Origin of the sequence: Gloeothece verrucosa PCC 7822 (genome assembly GCF_000147335.1) — a bacterium.
GTDB classification, from domain to species: domain Bacteria; phylum Cyanobacteriota; class Cyanobacteriia; order Cyanobacteriales; family Microcystaceae; genus Gloeothece; species Gloeothece verrucosa.
Map to the genome: position 1 here is coordinate 126320 of NC_014534.1, position 19074 is coordinate 145393.

The 19074-nt window shown below is 39.1% G+C and carries 26 protein-coding genes and 1 pseudogene; 2 read left to right on the forward strand and 25 right to left on the reverse strand.

Annotation, left to right across the window (positions count from 1 at the left end; genetic code table 11):
* Positions 1–90 precede the first annotated feature (90 nt).
* Positions 91–294 carry a hypothetical protein gene (locus CYAN7822_RS30800; RefSeq protein WP_041934246.1) on the forward strand — a complete coding sequence of 68 codons (204 nt, stop codon included), beginning with the start codon at positions 91–93 and terminating at the stop codon, positions 292–294.
* Positions 295–300: 6 nt separating this feature from the next.
* Here CYAN7822_RS30800 and CYAN7822_RS30805 read toward each other — a convergent pair whose 3' ends face one another.
* From CYAN7822_RS30805 to CYAN7822_RS30830, 7 genes are all read right to left on the reverse strand, one after another.
* On the reverse strand, positions 301–1026 hold the full coding sequence (locus tag CYAN7822_RS30805; protein WP_049802791.1) for a DDE-type integrase/transposase/recombinase: 726 nt from the start codon (positions 1024–1026) through the stop codon (positions 301–303).
* Positions 977–1318 carry a helix-turn-helix domain-containing protein gene (locus CYAN7822_RS39250; protein ID WP_049802792.1) on the reverse strand — a complete coding sequence of 114 codons (342 nt, stop codon included), beginning with the start codon at positions 1316–1318 and terminating at the stop codon, positions 977–979. The genes CYAN7822_RS30805 and CYAN7822_RS39250 overlap by 50 nt, the downstream gene beginning before the upstream one ends.
* Before the next feature lie 337 nt (positions 1319–1655).
* A complete protein-coding gene (locus CYAN7822_RS30810) occupies positions 1656–2294 on the reverse strand; it encodes a Uma2 family endonuclease (protein WP_013334848.1) in 639 nt (212 codons plus the stop codon).
* 190 nt (positions 2295–2484) lie between these two features.
* Positions 2485–2946: a hypothetical protein gene (locus tag CYAN7822_RS30815; RefSeq protein ID WP_013334849.1), complete on the reverse strand. Its 462-nt coding sequence runs from the start codon at positions 2944–2946 to the stop codon at positions 2485–2487.
* Between the two features lie 73 nt (positions 2947–3019).
* Positions 3020–3397 carry a single-stranded DNA-binding protein gene (gene ssb, locus CYAN7822_RS30820; RefSeq protein ID WP_013334850.1) on the reverse strand — a complete coding sequence of 126 codons (378 nt, stop codon included), beginning with the start codon at positions 3395–3397 and terminating at the stop codon, positions 3020–3022.
* Positions 3398–3467: 70 nt separating this feature from the next.
* A complete protein-coding gene (locus tag CYAN7822_RS30825; protein ID WP_013334851.1) occupies positions 3468–3959 on the reverse strand; it encodes a hypothetical protein in 492 nt (163 codons plus the stop codon).
* A 408-nt stretch (positions 3960–4367) separates the two neighbouring features.
* Complete coding sequence (locus tag CYAN7822_RS30830; protein WP_049802793.1) at positions 4368–4877, reverse strand: IS200/IS605 family accessory protein TnpB-related protein; 510 nt, start codon at positions 4875–4877, stop codon at positions 4368–4370.
* A gap of 274 nt (positions 4878–5151) precedes the next feature.
* On the opposite strand from CYAN7822_RS30830, the gene CYAN7822_RS30835 reads away from it, so the two are divergent.
* On the forward strand, positions 5152–5991 hold the full coding sequence (locus CYAN7822_RS30835) for a reverse transcriptase domain-containing protein (RefSeq protein ID WP_013334852.1): 840 nt from the start codon (positions 5152–5154) through the stop codon (positions 5989–5991).
* Positions 5992–6056: 65 nt separating this feature from the next.
* On the opposite strand, the gene CYAN7822_RS30840 is transcribed toward CYAN7822_RS30835, so the two are convergent.
* From CYAN7822_RS30840 to tnpA (CYAN7822_RS40610), 18 genes and pseudogenes are all read right to left on the reverse strand, one after another.
* A complete protein-coding gene (locus tag CYAN7822_RS30840; protein WP_013334853.1) occupies positions 6057–6422 on the reverse strand; it encodes a hypothetical protein in 366 nt (121 codons plus the stop codon).
* On the reverse strand, positions 6419–6736 hold the full coding sequence (locus CYAN7822_RS30845; RefSeq protein WP_013334854.1) for a hypothetical protein: 318 nt from the start codon (positions 6734–6736) through the stop codon (positions 6419–6421). Before CYAN7822_RS30845 ends, CYAN7822_RS30840 begins: the two co-directional genes overlap by 4 nt.
* A 123-nt stretch (positions 6737–6859) precedes the next feature.
* The gene (gene tnpA / locus CYAN7822_RS39845) at positions 6860–7114 is read right to left on the reverse strand and encodes an IS200/IS605 family transposase (protein ID WP_083786954.1); all 255 of its coding nucleotides are present in this window, start codon (positions 7112–7114) and stop codon (positions 6860–6862) included.
* A 173-nt stretch (positions 7115–7287) separates the two neighbouring features.
* The gene (locus tag CYAN7822_RS30855; RefSeq protein ID WP_013334855.1) at positions 7288–8172 is read right to left on the reverse strand and encodes a DNA polymerase III subunit delta'; all 885 of its coding nucleotides are present in this window, start codon (positions 8170–8172) and stop codon (positions 7288–7290) included.
* On the reverse strand, positions 8148–9107 hold the full coding sequence (holA, locus tag CYAN7822_RS30860; protein ID WP_157872027.1) for a DNA polymerase III subunit delta: 960 nt from the start codon (positions 9105–9107) through the stop codon (positions 8148–8150). The genes CYAN7822_RS30855 and holA overlap by 25 nt, the downstream gene beginning before the upstream one ends.
* Positions 9108–9250: 143 nt before the next feature.
* Positions 9251–10684, reverse strand: a complete 1434-nt coding sequence (dnaX, locus tag CYAN7822_RS30865) for a DNA polymerase III subunit gamma/tau (protein ID WP_013334857.1) — start codon at positions 10682–10684, stop codon at positions 9251–9253.
* A gap of 59 nt (positions 10685–10743) precedes the next feature.
* Complete coding sequence (dnaN, locus tag CYAN7822_RS30870; protein WP_013334858.1) at positions 10744–12111, reverse strand: DNA polymerase III subunit beta; 1368 nt, start codon at positions 12109–12111, stop codon at positions 10744–10746.
* 69 nt (positions 12112–12180) lie between these two features.
* Positions 12181–13077, reverse strand: coding sequence for a DUF5895 domain-containing protein (locus tag CYAN7822_RS30875; RefSeq protein WP_013334859.1), 897 nt, complete (start codon positions 13075–13077; stop codon positions 12181–12183).
* A gap of 8 nt (positions 13078–13085) precedes the next feature.
* On the reverse strand, positions 13086–13211 hold the full coding sequence (locus tag CYAN7822_RS40275) for a hypothetical protein (RefSeq protein ID WP_280990464.1): 126 nt from the start codon (positions 13209–13211) through the stop codon (positions 13086–13088).
* Between the two features lie 69 nt (positions 13212–13280).
* Positions 13281–13472, reverse strand: a complete 192-nt coding sequence (locus tag CYAN7822_RS38470) for a hypothetical protein (protein ID WP_041934307.1) — start codon at positions 13470–13472, stop codon at positions 13281–13283.
* Between the two features lie 26 nt (positions 13473–13498).
* Complete coding sequence (locus CYAN7822_RS30885) at positions 13499–14383, reverse strand: tRNA guanosine transglycosylase family protein (protein WP_013334862.1); 885 nt, start codon at positions 14381–14383, stop codon at positions 13499–13501.
* Positions 14384–14540: 157 nt separating this feature from the next.
* A complete protein-coding gene (locus tag CYAN7822_RS30890; protein ID WP_013334863.1) occupies positions 14541–14729 on the reverse strand; it encodes a GIY-YIG nuclease family protein in 189 nt (62 codons plus the stop codon).
* Entirely contained in the window at positions 14716–15612 is an 897-nt protein-coding gene (locus tag CYAN7822_RS30895; RefSeq protein ID WP_013334864.1) for an ArdC family protein, read from the reverse strand. The genes CYAN7822_RS30890 and CYAN7822_RS30895 overlap by 14 nt, the downstream gene beginning before the upstream one ends.
* A 24-nt stretch (positions 15613–15636) precedes the next feature.
* On the reverse strand, positions 15637–16188 hold the full coding sequence (locus CYAN7822_RS30900) for a siphovirus Gp157 family protein (RefSeq protein WP_013334865.1): 552 nt from the start codon (positions 16186–16188) through the stop codon (positions 15637–15639).
* Positions 16189–16305: 117 nt separating this feature from the next.
* Positions 16306–16779, reverse strand: a complete 474-nt coding sequence (locus CYAN7822_RS30905; RefSeq protein WP_013334866.1) for a hypothetical protein — start codon at positions 16777–16779, stop codon at positions 16306–16308.
* A 120-nt stretch (positions 16780–16899) separates the two neighbouring features.
* On the reverse strand, positions 16900–18174 hold the full coding sequence (gene iscB, locus CYAN7822_RS30910) for an RNA-guided endonuclease IscB (RefSeq protein WP_013334867.1): 1275 nt from the start codon (positions 18172–18174) through the stop codon (positions 16900–16902).
* 288 nt (positions 18175–18462) lie between these two features.
* Positions 18463–18765, reverse strand: coding sequence for a hypothetical protein (locus tag CYAN7822_RS30915; protein ID WP_013334868.1), 303 nt, complete (start codon positions 18763–18765; stop codon positions 18463–18465).
* Between the two features lie 37 nt (positions 18766–18802).
* Positions 18803–19068, reverse strand: a pseudogene (tnpA, locus tag CYAN7822_RS40610) (IS200/IS605 family transposase); the annotation flags it as partial.
* Positions 19069–19074: the final 6 nt, after the last annotated feature.

Here is a 19074-nt window from a genome sequence, read left to right on the forward strand (position 1 = left end):
AAGTATAATCACAAAGAAGATAAATCAAACGAGTTTTTGCATAATTTGCCTAAACGTTGTGAGATTTGAGCCTAGTATAGGAGAGTTTTTGTGTCTAATTCAATTGAGGGTGCAATTGTTGGGGGTAAGTATGATATCCAAGTCAAACTTGGGCAAGGAGGAAGTAGTGTTGTTTATTTAGCTAAAAAGTTAGGTAGTAATGAACGTTATGCAATTAAAACTCTTTCTACTGATGAAGATAATGCTATTAAGCTTTTAATCAGAGAGACTGAAAATTTAAAACGACATGTTTAATCATACCTAAAATTTAAAGTCTAACTGGGTGGCCACGAGTTTCTTGTGGTCACTTTTAAATTCTCTAGCTCTATCGGTTACAAGATATTCGGGAATCCCATGTTCAACCCATTCATTAATTAATCCATACTTTTCTTTTACCTGCTTAGGTAAAATGGCATTACGCAGAGCTAATGCCACTCGATGAGAATCGGCTGCCACAAAGCCTAAATAATAACCGACAATACAGCCAAAATAACTGTCCATGATAATTGTTAAATAAGGACGGATGGGTTCTCCTTTTCTATCTCGGATAATTTCGGGTTTGAGTAATGAATCTTTATTTTTAATATTTTCAACAATAAATACATCCAGTTGAGTATGGTCAGCTTGCCAAATTTGATTACTATGGGTGATATGTAGGTTTTCGTCAATCGTTTGCACTATTTGATGGTCAATATCCGCGCCCGGATGACGTGCTTTAAACTTATAGACAGTGACATGAGAAGGATATTTGAGCGCGATTAAATCTTCTAAGACTTCAGGATAAGGTTTTAAATATTTGGCAATACCATCTTTTTTCTGTACCTCTGTTCTGAGTTTTTCTCCTTGTGACGCTAAAGACGTTATTGCTACATAGAGTTGACTGATATTGCTTTTTGAACCTTCTTTTTGTCCCCATTCGTAGAGTTTGATGATGAAATCACGCCACTGCGTAAGATATGCGGTACTGTCCTTTATCTTGACGACCAACCGCTAAAGTAGCCACCCCTTCATGAACTATTTTTGCCAACAACCGTCTAATGGTGCGAGTGCTTTTTCCAAGGGTTTTAGCGGCTTGCTTGATAGCTTCTGCACGTTCGTTTTTATTGGATGCTTGCCCAATCGCACTCAGGACATCAAGTTTTTGTTCAACTTCGGGAGTAAGTTCGGTATTAATCAGCTTTAAGGGATTTTGAAGAATTTTTGAGCTTTTTACGGACTTTAGTTCCTCTTCATCAGCGCATAGTTCAATTTCATTAGGGTTGATGCCTGATAGCGTCATGATAGTTTAAGACAAAGGTTGGCTTGAGAAAACAATAAATGACATCATTTACTTTAAAAAGTTTAGCAGGGTTTTTCAATAAATGACATCATTTACTTTAAAATGTGGGTTGAGGTTATTTTGGGTTCTTAAGTGGCTCAAAGCAAGATGCAGAGAGAGCTTAAGACTATAAGGAGGGGATTAAAAATTGTGACAATAATTCTTTAAACAGTGACAATAATTATTTAAAGTACACTAGCCGTAATCCTTGTACAGCAAAGGTTTCAGGATTTTGCAAGCACCTCGAGACAAAGGAAAGTTGTCTTTAATCCATACACAATAAGGGTTATAGATATTTTTAAGGCTGAAATTGTGTCATTAACCATTTGCCAACCGCAGATTGATCGGATTGACGACTTTGACGTAAAGCGTCTTCTAAAATACCTATATCTAAGCTTGAGAGAACATTAGATCTAACTATCTGGTAAGACCCCTTATTTTGCATTTGATAAGCGATGATTTTAGTATTTTCGACATCAACAATCCAATATTCTTTTATCCCTAATGCTTCATAGAGAGAGCGCTTTGTGCCTAAATCATCAAGTAAACTGGTTTTAGCCACTTCAACAACTAAATCTGGGGAGGGATATTGATTGAGATTAACGATATTTGTTCCTTGAGGAATAATTTTAGCTTTATCGCCTACATAGCCAGAAATATCGGGTTGGCATTCTTTTATCCCTGCCTTACGATAAGAACAGTTATCCAATAAAGTGAGGGGAATCCCTGCGTAAACGCTAAATAAATTAATGGCAAAGACAATAACGCTATGGTCTTTACTATGATCAAAACCAACGGGTAGCATTTCTAATCTCATGTGATGGTGATAATAATAAGCTTTAGCTTTTTTATAGGCAGGGTCTTCAATAATTTGCAGAAAATCCTCCCATTTGGCAGGAATCCAAATATCTGTTGCTATTAAGGTTGGATTGATCATCGGCTTTTATTAAGAATTTACCTTTATTTTAGAGTGAGTTAATCGCCTAGCGGCATTAGATAAGAGCAAAATCAATTAGGATTTCTGGGTATCCAAGTCTAGGCATACTTAGCAAGACTTAAGCAATTTTTATGGATAAAAAGGCAGCACCAAATGGCTACCTTCTCCCCAAAAACTCGAATTAAAACAATTAAAAAGGAATATCGTCGCAATTATCATCAATTGGCTTTTTACCATTCTGATGTGCCCCCGCTCCAACTCCAGCACCTACAAGCTCTAGCTTAGGTTTGGAGACAGGAACGATAACTTCAGGTATAGCGACGGGAGCCGCGTCAATTGAAGCAGGAGCCGCATTAACCAAAAAGGCTTGCTGAATATGAAGCAACAAGGAATGATTAGGTGAGGTCTGAGATGGCTTGAAAATATCCAAGCGACCTACAGCTATCCAAACAGCATTTTCACCAGCATTTAAAATTGCTCCGCCTGTGCCGTTATACGCATCAAACTCGATAGAAGATTGAAGAGTTTGTTTAGAATTGGTGTCGTAAAACTGGAACCAGCAACTACCACTAACTTTTTTGACTCCGCCATCTTCACTATATTCAACGGGTGTAACTGATTCGATTTTAATTTTTAAGGTAGTTTGATTCATAATTCTCCCTAAAATACTGTTATTTTCCAAAAAAAAAGCCCGAAAGGGCAAAAATATCGAAAAAATTGCAGAATTAAAAATTAGGTTTACTTACAACACCAGTAGCCAGTGCTGGCTGAGAAGTCGAGTTTTTGGTTACTAAAAGCTCTAAGGATTTAACTTTGATAACAGGCTTAGTGCGAACCTCCCCCGTGCTGTTGTCAGTCCAAGATTCGATCGTTAGTTCGCCTTTAACTCCCACGAGGGAGCCTTTGGAGCAATAATCACCCGCGACTTCAGCCGCCTTGCCCCAAACTTCGCAGGGAAACCAGTTAGCCTCAGCATTTTTGCCCTCGCCACGATCGTCGGCTAGATTGAACTTAGCCAGAACGCTACCTGACTGAAAATAGCGAATTTCTGGATCTTGCCCTAAACGACCAGTAACGCTGATTTGATTGATGTTATTGTTCATAATTTCTTGTGAAGTAATTTATTTTTCAAAAAAAAAGCCCGAAAGGGCAAACAACGCGAGGAAACTACAGTTATTTATATGTTCTTAATAATCGATATTTTTGCTTTTTGTCACCGCGAATTTCTAAATAATAATAGCTCCCTGAGAAATTAATAGTTTGTAGCAGAGGAAGACAAGACCAATTAAAGATAGGAAGAGAGGGAAATTTTTCTACTATTTCACCGTTCGGAAGAGTTACTGATTCTCCAATATGAATATATATCGGTTGTTGAGGTAACAAAGTAAAATTTTGAGAATCAACTAAATAACATTCCCCTTTTTTCGTTTGAATAATATCGCCTACGTCAGTTGAACGAGAACGAGTTAAAAGAATAACAGGAATATTATCCTCTAAATCGACATTTTGAGTATATGTCCAGCCATCGCTTAATTCATTACTTTCGATGATCGCCACTAAACTTAATTGTTCTTCATCGATTATTTCGGGCTGATAGTTTCTTTGATCGACCATAGCCCAAAGCCTTTCAAATATTTCTAATTGATTATGAATTACTAACAACATAGTTTTGGTTAAAGATGAATTTTTCAAGCAATTTTGCCAACGGCAGAAAAAAAACTCCTCAAAGAGGAGGAAAAATTAAACTAAATAGCTAACAGAAAGAGCAATAAAGCTAATAGTAAAATACGAGTTTTTTCTCGGCATAAACCAGGAAGACGAAAATGAGTAATTGTCTTCATAAAAGTAAGCTATTTGTAAAAAATCGTAATTTATATCCGAAGGATAAAAAATAGAGTTATCAGCGATTTGCTGAAAATTAATAACTGATAACTCTACAAATTAAGCTCCTAAAATATTCAGCAATTCATCCTTTTTGCACTTAGAAAGTGATTTACCAAGTTTTTGCCTGATCACTGTTTGTAGATTATGTTTCTCTACTTGATGACTCTGCGCCTTAACAGAGCGCAGATTCTAAGCCGAAAAACTTAAATTTTTCTTCTTAGCTGGCATGAAGAGTTTAATCTTCATGAGACACATCAAACTGCCCCTAGATACTTTCTCCAATGAGATTGTATTTACTTTTAATTGAAACCGCCTTAACAAATTGGCGGCTGCCTGAATATCCGCATTAACTAAAATGGCATTTTTCGATTTATATAAACCTCGTTTGATTCGTTTTCCAGAGAATTGATATCCGTCGGGTTTCTCACCATATAAGGGAATCAAATCTCCATCGAGGTACGAACTTTTTGAGGTATAAGCCTCGTTAATTTCTTCAAAAATTAGCGCATACTGTTCACATAATTGAGCGATTCTATTTTTTAATCGTGCAATTGGTATTTGTACAAAAGCTTGCGTATTGTTACCCAATTGACAATTCTGTTTTTGCTCTTTATTCCAGCCAAAAATGATTGTTCCAATGCCTTTGTCAAGACAATAATTGATAACCAGTCTTGCCGCTTTATTGATGCCGTCTCTCATCTGGCGATTCCGCTTTTCGGTGATGGTGGCTAACCGTTTTGACCAAAATGCTTGAGGTTTACCTTTTTTAAGCGTGGAGACTTTTTTATTGTACCATCGGTTTAAACTTTTGGTTCTACCGACTGAAGTATGCTAACTAACACAACCTAATCAATATAGAATAAAGATTTCGGCTAGTTACTAATAGTTTCTAACTAAAATCATTCGTTTACATGGCTTACAGAGATGAATTAGCATACTTGAGTCTGAAGAACCAATTTACTTAAAAACTAATATGACAAATATTATTGATGAATTTCTCAACTTGCCTAATTTTAATCAAGCGTGGTTTAAGGTAGCCGATAATAAAGGTTGTGCAGGGATTGATGGAGAAACCATAGAAAAATTTGCTCTAAATTTAGATAATAATCTAACTTTCTTACTCAATTCTGTAGCTAATAGTAATTATATTCCTCAGCCGCTTCAACAAATCTTAATTCCTAAAACTCAAGAAAAATGGCGAGAGTTAAGAATTCCCACTGTGCGGGATAGAATTGTTCAACAAGCATTATTAAATGTTCTCTATCCCGTAATGGAAAAACGTTTTTCTGATGCGAGTTTTGCTTATCGTCCTAATCGTTCTTATCTTGATGCCGTCAAAAGAGCCGCTTATTGGCGAGATTTGGGTTATCAGTGGGTATTGGATGCGGATATTGTTGAGTATTTTGATAATATTTCTCATCCTATCTTGTTAAAAGAAGTCAGAAAAACTATTGACAATTCAGGAATATTGTGCTTAATAAAAGCTTGGATTTCGGCAGTAATTTCAACCGATAAAGGAATTATTTTTCCAGAGAAAGGAATCCCTCAAGGTGCGGTTATTTCTCCGATGTTAGCTAATATTTATCTCGATGAGTTTGACCATCATTTTACTGAATCTGATTTAAAATTAGTGCGCTATGCCGATGATTTTTTATTGTTATCTAAGACTGAAGATGCAATAATGAGCGGCTATGCTCAAGTTGTCCAGTTACTTCATTTATTAGGACTAGAGTTACATCAAGAAAAGACCCAAAGGGAGCGTGTCACTTTCGCCAAAGTGACACGCTCCCATAACACCTTCCTTTATAAGTGAAAGCTTGTTAGATAAGTTGACTGGCTGAACTGAGAACCCCTCACGTCCCGTGAGGGAGCGTCAAATCAATTTCCCAACGTCAATACTGAGGACGACATATCCACCACCAAACGGTGTGTTTTTAACCACTGACGACCCAGTAAAACTTCAGATAAACCTTGCCCTACATGAACAGGAACCTCAAATTCGTTGCCATTAATTCGCATTTTTCCTAAAAAAACATCAAATTGTGAATCTCCCTGCGCTGTTCTCATAGTTTGTTGATCAACATAAATCCAACCAAGAGCATCTAAATCTTGTTCGTTAATTGCCAACCAACCAGAAAAACCCGTATCAAACATGGCATCAACTGCTAGTTCTAAACCATCAGCAGCAAGCAACTCTATTTCAAAAAATAACCCATCTTCATCCCCAAAATAACCGGAAATCATAGGGTTCCGCATACTCCGGTTTCATTGATGCGGAAAACATGGAGTTTGGCATTTGGGTATTTCTGATGCGCTATTTGAGCAACAACTAAATCATCCTGAGCGAGAAAATATTCTCCACTATCTGGTTCAATTGCTACATACCAGTTGTAGTGAGTTTTAATTAATTCAGGCTGAATTCTTGCAAAAATTGGCTGGCAGCGTTGGTAAAATTCCTCGCGTTCGGCTCTCTTTTGAGCTTTTTGTGGTTCTGTCCACTGGATTTCGGGGAAAATTCGTCCTCTGCGGACTGTGGGAGTGGATTTATCTCTTGTCATAGTTGGTTCTCACTTTTGAACAAAGATGTTTCGCGCAGTCCCCTTCTATAATGAAAATTTAGGTGGGGTTAGCGAAACCAATAAATAAACCGCACAGCACGAACGCGCAGCGCCACTTCGTGTTCATTCCGGTTTTTCTTGATTCTGCACATATTCAATTAATTTATCTAAGGGAGCTTGTGCCCCAACACTAATAATAGCATAACTACTTGACCAAAATTGAGGTTTATCTCCCCAATAAAACTGAGATAAATGTTGAGAATATTCTGCCCTTAAACGGCGAGATGTTACGGTTTTAATATTATTAACCAATTTCGACAGTTCAACGGATGGGTGACTTTCAAAAAGCGCGTGTATATGGTCGGCTTCCCCCCCCAAACGATAGGGAGGTCACATTCCCATTTTCCTAACAATTCTCTTAAGATAAATTCCATTTTTTCAAGAATATCACTGTTAAGAGATGGACGACAGAACTTAGTCACCAATACTAAATGGTAAATCAGGCGAAAAGCACTGTTAATACGAGTTTTGGGGTTATTTTCCCCGCACTTTCAATTGCGTCTAACTCGGTTTAAACAACATTGCCAAGCCAACAAGGCATTAGCTTTAGACAATTGAGATTTAACTAATTCTAAATATTGAACCAATTTTTCTTCTCGATTTTCCCAAGCTTTATGTTGCCAATAATCGGCAAGCAACAATTGATTTATTGTTTCTAATTCACAAATCAATTGAGATTTGCTAAAGGTTTCTGAAAAGGTTGAACAAAAAGGAGACGCTAATTCGGAGGGCAGTTCGTCCAATAATTGTTGATAAGCGATCGCTTTAGATACAGAACCGCCGGCTAAATTCAAAACAACAGGATCTACTTTTATTCCCAAGCCACTCAACACACTTTGGAGTTTAGATGTAGACAGGGGACAAAAGGGAATAATATGGGCGCGGCTAATGATCGTTGGCGGCACAGATTCAATATTATCTGTGGTAAGGATTAACAATGCTTGCCCAGGTTCTTCTAGTGACTTTAATAAAGCCTGAGCCGCATTAGGGGTTAGGGATTCCACGTTTAAGATAATGGCAACTAACCTTTGAGATTTTAAGGGAGCTTGAGCCAAAAACCGAGTTAATTCTCTGATTTGCTCGATCCGAATCTGAGCGACTTGATTATTAAAAGATAGCTGTTGTTCTCTTGCAACAGAAAGGGGAATTAAATCGTCCTGTTGGCAATAAGTCGGTTCAATTATTGTCAAGTCAGGATTATGCCGTTCCTCATCTGCTATAAGTGCCCTAGCCAAAGCGAGCGCAGTAGTTCTTTTGCCTACCCCAGATACACCAGTGAATAGATAGGCATTGGGGATGCGACCAGAAGTTAACGCGGCAGTGAGTAGTTTTATTGCTCCCTGTTGCCCGTTTATACTGGAAAATATTGCTGACATAGTTGAATGATGTAAAGTTTAAGGTTTTTGTTGCCGGAATTGAAGGCAATCTGAGCCTTTAAAAGAACTTCTTGGCAGAAGATAAATCTTTCTAGGGAAATAGTTTCAACTTCCAACATCAGGTAGTAACATCTGCCCTTATAGATGCCAGTACAAGCTTCTAAATGATGGGTATCAGTGACCCCCTCAGAAACTAAAGCCTTGGTCCAAGTCCATTGTCGAAACAAAGTAATTAGGGAGGCAAGGATTTTAGGGGCTGCTTCCCCACTATTGTTCAAGTTCTCAAGGGTAGCGATCGCGGTTTTGACATCTTGCTTCAAACAGGCTTTAGCTAAATCAATAGATGTAGCCGCACGATTATCCACCAATTGATTGACACTTTCAACTGTGACGGCTTCGTCGCCGACGAAAGTTTTGAGTTTCTCTAACTCCCCAGATAATAGACGGGTGTCATTACCAACAGCGATAATTAACTGTTTGGCTGCGGCTTGAGTGAGGTCAACACCAATCGAGGTAGCCATTTGGTAAAGCTGAGTGATGAGAGTGCCTTCATCCCAAGGGGAAATCAAGTTAAATTCTTTAAAGAGTGCGGCTTTGTCGATAAGCATCTTAACCACTTTTAGCCGCCGATCAATTTTAGACGCTGTTAAGATCAAGACGGTGGTGCTAGGAAGAAGATCGATCTCCTTTTCAACCTGTGCAATACTATCGTCGTTAATCGTACCAAACCAAGGGCATTGAATAAGATGAACAACCCTGAAACCGTTACCAATAGGGGGCTGGTTCATGGTAATGATTGCCTCATTGAGGGAATCTGGAGGATATTCATTGTAATTGAACAAAGACCACTCAGGGGCTAGATATTGAGCTAGTAGTGCCTGAATTTCTTGGGAGATTAAAAAATCGTTGTCACCGGTCATTAAGTAAAGTGGCATAGTGCTTTGTTGAATTTAACTGAAAAAACTTTCATTCTCACCTGTTTTTTCTTGATATACTACAACGCCTCCGAGTATTTCCCCGAGTTGGGGACATTCAAATGACGCAAAATCCTTGTAGTACAAAACGGGGAGAAATTGACTTATACTACAAGTTCAATATTGACCTTGTGCCCCAAGATCTTCTCAAACGAATCACTTAAAGTAGAACTCGATTGAGAAATTCTGGGTTTAAATACCTCTGGGACTTGGATTGTAGCGACATTTTCTTGCAGGGCGACCAATTTCGCCTGCTGATTGAGTAAGGCACTCAGTGCCTTTTGGGTTTGAGCCGCTATAATTTGTTTCCACAGACTATCTAGATTGATAGGCTCGCAAGGAAGCGTGGCTATAGATGCAGGAAGCGGGGTCAGGAACTTGTTAACACTGGGGTGCGGAACTCGTTCCGCACTCCCACTCAACTCTTTAGAAGAATTGGGAGGAGAGGGCACATAGACATCATTGGGCGCAAATAACCCTATTAAAGTTACCTCTAAAATAATACGGGGAACTCTGGATAATTTAATCTGAGTTAAGCCGCTTTTGAGTTTGCTGATCTGTGCAATCAATCGGTGGTCTGGGATATTTAAGCCCTGTAAGATTTCCCAGGTGCTTGCGGTTACTTTCCCTAATTCTGCATTATCGGCAGTTTGAGCCAATAATGCCGTAATGTGGAATTCTAAAAGGTTTTGAGCAATCACTAGAGGATCTAAACCGACTTCATACAATTCCCTGGTTCGCTTAATAACTTGCTCGGTATCTTCCTCTTGGATCGCATTGAACAACAACAGTAGATCCTGTTCGGGGACGGACCCAGTTAACTCATAAACTTGCTCAGGGGTAAGGGTATTGGACAACAAACTAAGTTGCTCTAATAAACATTGAGCATCCCTGAGTCCCCCCTGGCAATGTTGGGCAATCAGCCGCAGGACATGAGGGTCGATGGTAATATTTTCCCGTTGGGCGATGGCGGCTAAATGCTCTATGATCACCGAATCGCTCTCGCGGCGGAAATTAAACCGTTGACAGCGAGAGATAATCGTGTCCCCCAAACGCTCAGGTTCGGTGGTGCAAAGGATAAATACGACCCTTTCTGGCGGATTTTCCAGAGTCTTTAAGAGCGCTTGAATGGCGAAATGGGATAGGGCGTGGCATTCATCCAGAATCCAGACTTTATAGAGATTATGGGGAACGAACTGGGATTTTTCAATTAAATCTCTAATTTGCTCTACGGAATTGTTGCTGGCTGCGTCAATTTCAATGACATCGAGGGAGTTAGACGAGGCGATCGCACCACAGGAATCGCACTGACCGCAGGGGGTAACGGTGGGGTTGTCCTCTGATAGGCAGTTAAGGGATTTGGCCAAGATACGGGCGGTGGAGGTTTTGCCCGTGCCCCTCGGTCCGCTAAAGAGATAGGCCGGGGCGATGCGTCCTGTGGTTATAGCATTGGTTAGGGTGGTGGCGATTGGCTGTTGTCCCACCAAATCGGCGAGGGTTTGGGGACGATATTTGAGATGGAAAGGTAAGTGTCTCATTGAGCAAATCAAAATAAATGAAGGGTAATCTCTTGAAAAACTAGAGAATTGATAGATGCTTAATTAACTTTCGCAAGTTCTTTATCTTTTGTTTGATTAGGGGGCAGGGAGGGTTCTTTATTAACTGTAGGAACCTGCGGAAATTGGTCGACCTTGACCGGCATCAGAAGGACAAATGCGGAACAGTCCGGTTCAAGAGAAACTAGGCGGGATGCTTGATCGGGATCGATCGCCTCAAACTTGAGTTCGTTTCCTGGAAGTGCCAATACAGCGTCGTGGAAATATTTAGAATTAAACGCGATCGTTAAATCTCGTTCAACGACTGCCGGGATATTTTCTATGCCTTGATGGTGGTCGCTAGAGAGCCAATATAATTTAATTTGCTGGCGCTGGGCCGAACACTCCAATACTAATACGTTTTTCTTGGGATTGAGGATGTTCAGACGATTAATCGCCCGTTTCATTTCTAAGACTTGAAAATTAATTGAGTTTGGATACTCAGAAGGCAACAATTGATGAGCATTTGGATATGTGCCCTGCAATAAGCGACTAATCATCATTTGATGAGCGCCTAACTCAAATTGGACTTGTTTGTTATCCCACGAAATTTTTACTGTGGAACAAACGGGTTCAGAAAAATTATTGTCTATTGTCGGTGATGGTTCGTCTTCTCCTTGAACCGATTCGGATTGGGGTGCGGAACGAGTTCCGCACTCATCTTCTTGTGGAGATTGTGATGGTTGTTCGACATCTTCCTTAAAACCTCTCAATAACTTCACTAGCTGTTGACAAGTATCTCCAGGGATAGTGATTCCCTCACTTTCAATCTCATCAATTCCAGCAAGATCATCAAGAGACAATTTACTCATAGACAGACGGTGGCCATCCGTCGAAATTAACTCAAGTTTTGAGCTTGAAAAGAGAAAATGAACTCCACGAAGAATCTGTTTTGTCTCGTCGGTTGCATAAGAGCGCAAAACGGGAATTAAAGCTGATAATAAAGAGTGAGACGGTAGAGTTACGGATAAAAGCGTTTCGAGGATAGGGAGTTCCGGATATTGATTCGATTCGATCCCTTGCAATCGATAGATACTATTTTCGGCTTGAACAATTAAAATTAAAGGATTTTCGTCCTCCTCAAAATCTTCTGTAGTTTCAAGTTTAAAAGTTAATTCGGTTGCATTTAATTTATTAATCAAGCCCACTAAAAGTTTACCATTTACGCAAATGCTACCTTCTTCTTCAATGGAAACCGGAAAGCTCGTCGTTAAGCCTAAAGAACTATCAAAAGTGGTTAGGATAAGTTGTTGATCTTTTGCCTTCATTAAAACGTTGCTTAAAATCGGATAAGAAGGCTTAGGTGGAAGAATAGTTTTAATTTGGGCTAAATGCTCAGAAATTGTGGTTTGAGAAACGGTAAATTCCATAATTTTTCAGATAAATGCTCAAAATGAAGTTTATCCCGTTATAATCCTCCGATTATAACGGGAATAGTTTTATTCTTCTTCAGGTTTAGCGGCTGGCAAAGCCATAACACTATTCGATTGCCCTGGAATCATCAATGGCTGAGATGGCTGCAAACCATCCCAAGCCATCTTTTTCGCTTCGGGGGAGTAACCGAGGAAAAAGGTATGCCAATTTTCTAGAGTGGGAATGGTATGGGACGTTACCCGACAGGTAAAAGATTTTTGTTTATCACCGACAAGCTCTCTAGCTACAGAGAACTCAAATGCACATAAACAGTTAAATTTGTTGTTTTTGGGACGAGCCGCAATTCCTCGACTAATAGCATGGCAGTTGGTCATCTCAGTGAGGAACTGATTATGATGCTCACTGAAGGTTGCGCCGTTGGCCCCTTTAGCGATATAGGCTAGGGGTACTTGATGCAGGGGTTTATTGTCGGGGGTAAGCAAAAATACTTCACACAACCGCAGGTTAGAGACATTTTTCTCCTGTTTGTACTCAGCTTTCCAGGGGCCTAGGATCACTAACTGCTGAGATTCTTGTGAGGCTTCCCGGTCATAGCCTAACAGGGGAGTACGGGGGATGACCAGCATTCTTGGAGTCTTTAGCAGAACTCCCGATTCCAGTTCTCCATTAGATTCAAAGGTATAATCGACAATATAGGGATCAACGTACTCAAAATCGAGCCAACCCGCCTTAGCCATCTGATCCATAGAGACGAAATAGCCGCATAGATCGGGGGTAGCCCCTCTGAGCGCTTGGATGCGGGGGAGACGCGCGAAAGGATCGATATATTCCGGAGAACAGAACTCGTCAAGTTCAGGTGGGGGAATGATAATATTAGAAGAAGTTTCGTTGTCAATCTCGGTTTCTTTGATGTCGTTGTTCGATTGAGTTTCTTTGATTTCTTGGGTTTTTGTTGTAGACATAGTATCCTCTAATAATGTAAATCGATATCACTGTATGCAAGATACTGAGCTTCCCAAATTTCATAAGCTGTTTGATAATAGATTTCTTCGCTCTGGAAAGCTTCTTTTTGTGTTTTTTTTTCTAACGTTTCCATATTTTTCAGCTTGAAATAACCACATTGAAAGCGCAAAGCGCTTATAGTTAAGTTTGATTAAAGCCAAAATTATCTCCGAGATAGTCTCATGAAAAAGTTAACTACTGGAGTGGCATTAGAAACTTTCCAACCCGCTTTATAACAGGCTTGAATGGCTTTGTCTAGTTCCTCTTTAGTTGAAAAGAATTTGTATTTTATCGGTTCGCAATTGGGAGTAAAAAGATAAGTTTGATAACCCCCTAAAATTTCCAAATAGGACATTCTTTTTACAAGAGGATGATGGCGATTTATAAAAGGCTTAATGGTTTTTCTCTGCATTGATATTCCCCATAAGCTAAAAGGTTTTGAATTAAATTATGTGCCGCTAGTTTTAACTTATATTCCCTCCTTGAAAGAAGTTGAACGCCCAAAAATGAGCAAGCTGTACAAGAGCAAGAGGGAAGGTTAATACTCGATAATTTAAGCTTGTTAAGCTTGTTATTTTTCCAATGATAATAATAGCCAAGAAAAGCTTCCTTGATCCAAGTTGAGCTATCATGACTATTAATTGCCAGTTGTCCAAACTTTCCCGCCAATTGGTAATTAGAAACACCTAAGATATGCAAATAGCAATTATCAGAAAGATGATTTTTAATTATCTCAACAATGCCCAGAAGTTGATGTTGATTGTGGGAATTGGATAGTAAGCCGCCTACTGCAAAATAGCGATATCCCAAATGGTAAAGCCGTTTAAGCTCTTGAAGTTTTTGAGATATACCGATTCCATGAATAACGGCCATTGGATAACATTGAGGCAAATACAGTTTTGAGAGTTTCAAGAATTGTTGGGATGATTGACGGTTAAATTCCCTTCTTTCTTCATTATTAATCCCCATTAATAAATGGTCGATGGCGATAACAATATCTCCTGGTTTTGCCCGTTTTTGATATTGTTTTATCGCCCACAACGGTGTCACTAAATTATTGCCGATTCGGGGAATTTTTAAGTTTTTATAGGACCATACGCCGCAATCGGGAATAATCCTAAACGGGGGAATTAAGCCAGGATTGATATTTAGCGAAAGTAGCCAACTTAGAGGAAGAACCGGAGGGGGAATGAGTTGCCAAAGAGGGAGACGAGGATTGCTATTAAAATAATCAGTTTTCCCGATAAAAGGGACAAATTGAGTCAAATATTCTCCTTGTTTAAGAGTTGATTAGGAAGCGGATCTCTCCCTTTTTTATTGCCTAGTCGATGAGCATTTTAATTACAAATAGGACAGAGGGATTTGTTATTATGCTTCCGTTTAAGATAGAATTCTACTGATTTACCCCCGTCCCAAATTCTCACTAAATTAAACGAGATTTTTTTTGAAAGAATGCCGCCGTTATTTTCGCTCCATTTCCCTTTCTATGTTCTAATAACCTAGATGCTAAATTATCAGTAGAGCCGAGATAATGTTGTGCCGATTCTAGAGGATTATTTTTATTACCGATTGGTTGCTCATAATGCAACAGATAGACTTTATTCTGACTCATTTACTGCCGTTTCTCCTATTAAATAATTAAAAGCTTCATTAGCCTTCTGCGCGGCTTTTAAAAATGCGGTTTTATCTGAGGATAATACTTGTAACCAGGAATTTAAGTAAGAAGTATGATTTTCTAAGCTATAGTTAATTCCAAAATGATTGCAAAGAAAAGCAGAACCTAGATCGGCGATTAATTCTTCAAAAGCATAACCTGTTGAACCTTTAGGATTATCTAACGGGCGATCGCAACGACTTGAATGTCCTGTCCGATGAACAATTTCGTGAAGATAAGTTGAATAGAAGCCTTCAACTGAATTAAAGTCGGAAGGTTTTGGCATTCTGATAGTATCTGATGAGGGGATATAACAAGCGATCGGTCCGCCAAAGTGCCTAGCCAGTTGAAGCGAGTTAATAAAGGCTTCAACTTCGGGGATGGCGTTAAAATCTTCTGATTTTTTCGGGCTAAAAGTTTCAAGGCGTTCCGCTATCTTGCGATCGCTCTTTGTATCATCCAAGCAAGCAATATTAAAAACTGAAAACCAGCGACAACCGTTTCTGTATTCTTTTTTGGTTTCCTTGGTTTGAGGATCTTCTACTTCAGCCGCGTAAACCCCTCCCCATCGAATCCAGGTTGCTTTACTTCCTTTCTTGACAAACCACCCTTGTGCTTTTGCTTGTTGATAGCTGAGAAAAAAGGGATGTTCCCAATTATTGAGGATCAAATCGATCTGGCATAGCAAGGGATTAATGCCACGATAGATATGCGAAGTTAAAAAGTTTTGATACTGGGCTGTATGCCAAGGCTTTGCCCAGGGTTTAACTCCTGTCTCGATTAAAGTAATCAATTTATTGGTAATCAACTCATTTTTATCAATAGTTTTGGCAGCAACCATCTCTATTCTCCTCCTCGAAAATAATTAAGAAATTCTGAGATGTTGTCCTCGTGGCATCACCTTAGCCACCAGTCTCCCAGTTTGATCGCGTATCTCTCCGGCCTCGATCGCCGCATCAACCAATGCAGCTTTATTGAGAGTTGGCATATACTCTAAATATTCTTCGGGGAAGTCTTGTTCACTCAGTTCAGGGTTTACCCACACAGGTACTTTCCCGCCGTTGATGCACAGGGAAATGCGGGATAATTTTCCTTCTAACTTTTTCCCTTTATCCCCCAGTTCGGCTACACGGTTCTCCATAAACGCCTGTAATTTGGATTTGAGCCAAGTTACAGTGTTTTTAGAGGATTGAGCTAGTTTATTTAGCCGCTCGGCTTCTGATTGTCGATAATTAGCTATGGCTTCCTGAGCTTTAATCGCTTTTACATAGTTATCTATTTTGTTCTCTAAGCGTGGCAGAAAATCTTTGTTGAAGATCTCTTCGGCGATCGCTCTAGATTCTGGATCATCTGAATTCAGATGTTCTAAGAGCAGTTCTAATTCTTGATCAAGTTCTGCTAAAGTTTCTGTCGGCATAATATGGCGGTGAAATTGTTCAATAAAACGCGCTAACAGCGCGACAGAAAAGCCAAAAAAAAGCCGATATCCCGAATAATTTGAGAATAATCGACTTTTGATCGGCGCTCGGCGAGCTTAGTTGAGAATTTTCTTGATAATCGCTGACTTAGTTTGGGATTTTTTACAAGTAATTCCCAAGTTTTGCCCGATAATCAACAATTCTTCCTTGGTTTTTTCTTGAAGTTGTTGCTCGGTGAATTTAGGCTTTCCTTGTAAATTACTTTCAACTTCAACGAGTTCTTCCATTTGAACTTGTTCATCGAGGGCAAGGGAAGGGATATCGAGAAGTTCCGCCACTTCGGGTGCAACCTGTGGAATTTTTTCTACAACTATTCCTTGTTCTACATATTCGGGAATGACGGGGATTCGATATTCTTGAAGTAGCTTTTCCGCCAGGGGAGTGATCTTTCTAAAGCTGATGATTCTGTTGCCGTCTTCGGTAGAAGTAACAGACAACTTTGCTCCCGCCGCACGTAATTGTCTTGTTAGCTGATTAATTACGTCGAAGGGAACAATTACAGGTTCGATATTTTGAGAAATAGTAGTCATGGTGGCTAATTAAAAATTCATAAATTAATCACCGTAAGCAATACGAAAGCGCAGAAGCTCTGCATTTTTAAATCAGAAGGGAAGCGCGACACGACGATTTTAATCGTCGTCAATATAGCCTTAAAACTCATAGTTATATCCATCTTTTTTTTGAATAGCTGTGCAAAATTTATAGGTAATTCCTGTTGTTCTGCCTTGATGGGATGCTATGTCGAAGCGGCCCGAAGCTCGACATAAAACTCGACCTAAATAAACACCAACTTTTTTTCCTTTTGTAACTACTGCTTTTACTTGAGCTCCAGTTTGAAATCCTTTGTAAAATTTGTTTCTAGACCGATGTCGAATAGGAAAACCGTATTTATTGATTCCGCACATCTGTCTATTTCCGTGTCCTGTCGCTTTAATTAACAATGGTTGCCTTGTTAATAGTTTTAAGCTTTCAAGATTTCCGACACATCCCGCATCTATAAAATGTCTTTTTTCTAGATTTAATCTACATCTGTTATATTTAGTTCTACCTCCTGTTCCTGTTTCAATTGATAATCCTGTTTCTTTCAGCTTGTTAAATAATGCCCAACGAGTTGTGTTAACAGCAGCGACATTCTTAAGGGATTGCTTAGATTGTTTTAGAATCTTTTCTAGTAAACTAGGTTGGTTAGATAAGAAATCTTTAATATCTTGATTCCCTTTCAATTGATTACAAATTCTACAAGAAATAGTTAAATTTGAACATCTGTCTGATCCTCCTTTTGATTTTGCTAGAATATGTTCAACTTCTAACGGTACATCTTTAATACCACAGTAAACGCATCGTCTCCCCCATTTTTCAAGTAAATATTCTCGAATCTCATATCCAAAAAGTTCTCCTTGTTGGTATTCTTTACCTGATATTTCGGGGTTATCTAAAGCTTGAGTATCAAATTTAACAAGTTCTACCGAAATATTAGTAACATGAACAAATTTGCAAATACGTTTTACCCAGGTCATGGTCGTTTCTACACGATGTCGGAGACTGGGAGGAAGCCAACCTTTAAGTCGAGTACGATTTAGAAATCGCGCTTGCCGATATCGGGTTTTTCGGTTTCTACGGCTACGACGAATTTGTCTTCGAGTTAACAAATTATCTTTAATCTGTTGTCCTCTGTGAATTAATTCTGCTCCCCAAATAAGCTTGTCTTGTTGAACTAATGCAATCCCAGTCGTCTTGCTTCCAGGGTCTAGCTTTAGTTTGATAGTTTCTGTGGGTTTTTGGCATTCTTTTTTCAAAATTATAGTAAAAGGATAACGCCTTAAAACCGCAGCTTTGCCCTGCTTGAGAAGTTTTCTAGCTACTGATGGATGACAGGGACTAAGAGGGTTTTTCTTCGCATCTAGAACAAATACAAAATTTGACATTTCTGTCTCTCCTTTCGGGTAAAGTTCGCTTCGCCAATGTTTTTAAGGCTTGTTGGGTTAACAACACTGTCTTACCCCTCGTAAAACTGTTTAATTGTTAACAATAGAGCTACAAACTAGCAACGTATTTGTAGGTATTATGACCTGAAAAACGTAGTCATTTAAGACTTAGGCTGGTCAACTAACTGAAACTGGGGGCATGGACGCGCAGCGAGGCGTAGCCTAGCCCCGCAATTTCAATGCGGGGTGCTGACAACATAACTGCGAAAGCAGGAAAAAAGAGGAATTTTAAGCCAAACAACGCTTTACTAAATTATCAAGAAGGTTTTGAGAACATCCCCAGACTTTAACTTCCCAATTAAATAAAGTAAGTCGCTCAGAGTGTCTTACTTTAGCTGAAAAACATAGCTTTTTATTCATGATTGATTGTTTAAATTGTTCCGCTTTCTCTTTATCTTCAAAGCCAAAATAAGTTGTCTTTATTTCGCCGTGAGGCGCAGTGATTGTAGCGATTCTCTGAGTTATAATATTTAAGTACCAACCCTCACTTAATTGAATGAAAGGAATTTGAGAACTTGATAATGTTAACATGGTTTTAATTTTAAGCTATTGGTCAAAAAAAAAGCGCAATCCTTGAACTTCTTCCCTTAATTGCGCGATTCTACATCATGAGGTGCAATAATTGGGGAAACATTAATGAAAAGATGTACATGGTCGGCATAATTTCTAGGGCTATAATATTCCAATCTTTTTCAAGACAAATATTCCAAATAATCTTCCTTAACCTTTTTATACATCTCCCACTAAAACTTTTTTTCGACGTTTGGAAATCCAAACTAAGTGGTAATTAACCAAAAATACTGTGTGACTTTTTGTTCGATATTGTTGAGTCATTTGTCA

Excerpts from the sequence above, each read along its gene's own strand:
- CYAN7822_RS39250 (WP_049802792.1), bottom strand. The coding sequence starts at position 1,318 with ATGACGCTATCAGGCATCAACCCTAATGAAATTGAACTATGCGCTGAT.
- CYAN7822_RS30810 (WP_013334848.1), bottom strand. The coding sequence starts at position 2,294 with ATGATCAATCCAACCTTAATAGCAACAGATATTTGGATTCCTGCCAAA.
- CYAN7822_RS30815 (WP_013334849.1), bottom strand. The coding sequence starts at position 2,946 with ATGAATCAAACTACCTTAAAAATTAAAATCGAATCAGTTACACCCGTT.
- ssb (WP_013334850.1), bottom strand. The coding sequence starts at position 3,397 with ATGAACAATAACATCAATCAAATCAGCGTTACTGGTCGTTTAGGGCAA.
- CYAN7822_RS30825 (WP_013334851.1), bottom strand. The coding sequence starts at position 3,959 with ATGTTGTTAGTAATTCATAATCAATTAGAAATATTTGAAAGGCTTTGG.
- CYAN7822_RS30830 (WP_049802793.1), bottom strand. The coding sequence starts at position 4,877 with ATGAGAGACGGCATCAATAAAGCGGCAAGACTGGTTATCAATTATTGT.
- CYAN7822_RS30835 (WP_013334852.1), top strand. The coding sequence starts at position 5,152 with ATGACAAATATTATTGATGAATTTCTCAACTTGCCTAATTTTAATCAA.
- CYAN7822_RS30840 (WP_013334853.1), bottom strand. The coding sequence starts at position 6,422 with ATGATTTCCGGTTATTTTGGGGATGAAGATGGGTTATTTTTTGAAATA.
- CYAN7822_RS30845 (WP_013334854.1), bottom strand. The coding sequence starts at position 6,736 with ATGACAAGAGATAAATCCACTCCCACAGTCCGCAGAGGACGAATTTTC.
- CYAN7822_RS30855 (WP_013334855.1), bottom strand. The coding sequence starts at position 8,172 with ATGTCAGCAATATTTTCCAGTATAAACGGGCAACAGGGAGCAATAAAA.
- holA (WP_157872027.1), bottom strand. The coding sequence starts at position 9,107 with ATGCCACTTTACTTAATGACCGGTGACAACGATTTTTTAATCTCCCAA.
- dnaX (WP_013334857.1), bottom strand. The coding sequence starts at position 10,684 with ATGAGACACTTACCTTTCCATCTCAAATATCGTCCCCAAACCCTCGCC.
- dnaN (WP_013334858.1), bottom strand. The coding sequence starts at position 12,111 with ATGGAATTTACCGTTTCTCAAACCACAATTTCTGAGCATTTAGCCCAA.
- CYAN7822_RS30875 (WP_013334859.1), bottom strand. The coding sequence starts at position 13,077 with ATGTCTACAACAAAAACCCAAGAAATCAAAGAAACTCAATCGAACAAC.
- CYAN7822_RS40275 (WP_280990464.1), bottom strand. The coding sequence starts at position 13,211 with ATGGAAACGTTAGAAAAAAAAACACAAAAAGAAGCTTTCCAGAGCGAA.
- CYAN7822_RS38470 (WP_041934307.1), bottom strand. The coding sequence starts at position 13,472 with ATGTCCTATTTGGAAATTTTAGGGGGTTATCAAACTTATCTTTTTACT.
- CYAN7822_RS30890 (WP_013334863.1), bottom strand. The coding sequence starts at position 14,729 with ATGAGTCAGAATAAAGTCTATCTGTTGCATTATGAGCAACCAATCGGT.
- CYAN7822_RS30895 (WP_013334864.1), bottom strand. The coding sequence starts at position 15,612 with ATGGTTGCTGCCAAAACTATTGATAAAAATGAGTTGATTACCAATAAA.
- CYAN7822_RS30900 (WP_013334865.1), bottom strand. The coding sequence starts at position 16,188 with ATGCCGACAGAAACTTTAGCAGAACTTGATCAAGAATTAGAACTGCTC.
- CYAN7822_RS30905 (WP_013334866.1), bottom strand. The coding sequence starts at position 16,779 with ATGACTACTATTTCTCAAAATATCGAACCTGTAATTGTTCCCTTCGAC.
- iscB (WP_013334867.1), bottom strand. The coding sequence starts at position 18,174 with ATGTCAAATTTTGTATTTGTTCTAGATGCGAAGAAAAACCCTCTTAGT.
- CYAN7822_RS30915 (WP_013334868.1), bottom strand. The coding sequence starts at position 18,765 with ATGTTAACATTATCAAGTTCTCAAATTCCTTTCATTCAATTAAGTGAG.